Raw genomic sequence first — 2,782 nt, 5'->3', positions numbered from 1 at the left:
GTTTATTGCTGCACTCGGCGCCAGCGAATTGTTTTCGGACATCATATACGGCGCAGGGAAACCGGTTGGCATGGAACAGTTCATGAGTGAGCTAATGAAACGGGAAGGGCTGCGGCCTGAGCAAATTCTCTCGATTGGCGATCATGCTTGGAACGATCTGTATCCGGTTCGTAAATTAGGTGGACGCACGGCGTGGATATCCGCATATCCATCTTCCGACCCGTCGCCGTGGGATGTGCGACTGACAACGCTGGACGAACTAGCATCCCTTTTGGACGATATTCAACATAGCAAACATAAACACATTTAGAGGAGGTAAAACGTATGAATCAGAGTCATCCGTTAGAAGAGCGCATAACGTTTTATGGTGGGTTGACCACAATTGGCGGTGTTCACATCATGTATAGCTGCGGAGACACGGGGATTGTGTTTGATCTTGGTATGGCACGCGCATTTTTCAAAGGCGAAGTCAGTGTCCGTTCAGACTTTGGGATCCGAAGTTGTCTGCTGACACGGATGGCACCTCCCGTGTTGGGGTTATACGATCCCGCTTTACTGGGCGATGTTGGAGAAGCTGAGCTTGCGCAAGTGTGGGGCAAAGATCATTTGCCTCAGGTGAACAACCTGCATGGTTTTGTGAGTCACATCCATCAAGATCACATGGCTCTGCTTCCTTCACTACGCGAAGGGCTTCCTGTCTGGATGCACCGTGATGCCTACGCGGTGTATGAAGGTGTCGTAGCTGCAGGTGAGTACGATGGCACGCAAGCAGATATTCGTCTGATTGATGACGGACAGATCGTCGACTTTGGCACTTTCCGTATCGAGTTCATCGAAGTGGATCATGATAGTCCCGGGGTTACGGGCTTCATTATTCACGGACCGCAGCATAAGATTGCTTTCACAGCCGATTGGCGTCGTCATGGCCGGAATTCGTTTCGCTTGGATCGGTTCATCGAACGCTGCCAAGACGCTGGAGTCGATCTGCTAATCACCGAAGGCACAAGGATGCGTCCGGATACGTTGTTCCGCAAGCCGAAGGACCGGCTTGAAGTTGAGGTGGCTGTCGAATGCCGCCGTGCAATGGAAGACACGGATGGTTTGGTGTATGTAAACATTCTCGCTCGTAACGTGGCTATAACGCTTAATGAAATTACAGCTAATAAATCGTCGTATGCCGTCTATCTGACGTATCCGCACACACCACTTATAGCGGAATTGGAAACCTTTGGCTCACGCGAATCGGCATCCATTTACGTCCATGCGGACGGAAATCCGTTGACACCATCAGACGAAACGCTTCTGAAGTGGCTCACTGAATTTGGTGTTCAGTATCGCTATTGTGCGACGGGAGGGCATGCATCGCCGCAGGAGATATCCGAATTAACCACACGGATTTCCCCGAAATTAGTTGTGCCGTTGCATAGCTTACACCCAACGATGTTCAACAGCGGTAGCGTAAGGAAGTATTGCCCGGCTCCTGGAGAAAGCTTTGAGCTTACAGAACTCATTGGTAAATAGATCACATGCTAAACCTACCTTTTCTCATTGCCTGTTATTCGTATTGATGCTTCATGCAACATATAAATCGAGGGAGTGATAACCATGAATATAACGAAACGTTTTCCCGCTTGGAAAGCTTCAATAGCGAGCCTTTTGCTTCTCACAACCATTGGTTGTGGAACACCACAGCAAGCAGCACCTGCCAGCACGCAAACGGATAAAAAAGAAGAGTCTAAAGTAGCGCAAGGGATTGAGCTTGGGAAGAACGGGCCGATAACGATCGATTTCTGGCATATTCAAGCAACCATCTATGGGGATGCAATCAAAGAGATGGTCGCAGCTTTTAATAAAGAATATGAAGGTAAAATTATTGTCAAAGAAGTGTTTCAAGGTTCGTATGACGATTTGAATAAAAAAGTGCGCGCTTCCCTGCAAGGTGGGGGTCTTCCGGCAGTAGCCATGTCCTATGAGAGCGATACGCTGGAATACATGAAAGCGGACAAAATTGTCGCGCTTGACGACTACATCAACGATCCGGTTAACGGGTTGAAAAAAGCAGATCTCGATGACATCATGCCAGGCGTATTGGCTCGTCAGCGTATCCCGGAGTACAATGGGAAGACGATGAGTTGGCCGCATGGCAACTCCTCTATGGGTGTATATTACAACATGGATCTGCTTAAGAAAGCAGGTTATGAGAAGCCCGCAGCAACCTGGCAGGAATTTGAGAAGATGGCACTAGATATTACGGATAAAACGGGTGTTCCTGCGTTGGTCATGGGGAATGCCAATAATGGTGGAACGTTCCGCACCTGGCTGCGCACTTACGGCATTGACCCGATCAATTTGGATCAAAGCGGCGTGAATTACGACAACCCACAGGCATTGGAACTGGCTGGAATCATCAAGAATTTGGTGGATAAGAAAGCAATTCTATTCGCGCAAGACACGGAACAGGAATTCACGAACGGCAGAGCAGTGATGGAGATCGGCACGACGGCCCGCACAAGCTCAAAGCTTGATTTGGTGAAAGATAAGTTCAAGTGGGGCGTTACGCTAATCCCGCAAGGTAAAAGTGGAAATAAAGTAACGGAATTGTACGGCGGTAATCAAGTCCTGTTCAAAACGACACCAGAGAAACAGCTGGCAGGCTGGTTATTCATGAAGTATTTCGCTGAATCCAAAGCACAATCGATTTATGCAGCGAAAACAGGTTATTTCCCAGCGACACTATCCGCACAGAATACGGATTTATTGAAGAAGAACTATACAGATAACC

3 protein-coding genes are annotated in these 2,782 nt (G+C 48.3%); all 3 read left to right on the top strand.

Features of this window, described 5'->3' with window-relative positions; genetic code table 11:
- Positions 1 to 310: HAD family hydrolase (locus AC1DUA_RS36650; RefSeq protein ID WP_477504408.1), on the top strand; the 310-nt coding region annotated here is incomplete at its 5' end.
- A 14-nt stretch (positions 311 to 324) separates the two neighbouring features.
- Complete coding sequence (locus AC1DUA_RS36645) at positions 325 to 1,521, top strand: MBL fold metallo-hydrolase (RefSeq protein ID WP_477504407.1); 1,197 nt, start codon at positions 325 to 327, stop codon at positions 1,519 to 1,521.
- Between the two features lie 84 nt (positions 1,522 to 1,605).
- A partial coding sequence (locus AC1DUA_RS36640; RefSeq protein ID WP_477504406.1) for an extracellular solute-binding protein occupies positions 1,606 to 2,782 on the top strand: 1,177 nt, incomplete at its 3' end.

Source organism: Paenibacillus sp. 01T422 (assembly GCF_056398785.1).
The sequence above is the reverse complement of the archived record's forward strand: the minus strand, read 5'-3'. Positions and strand labels throughout refer to the sequence as shown.

What these genes read in the sequence shown, in the direction of transcription:
- AC1DUA_RS36645 (WP_477504407.1), top strand. Translation starts at nt 325, where the DNA reads ATGAATCAGAGTCATCCGTTAGAAGAGCGCATAACGTTTTATGGTGGG.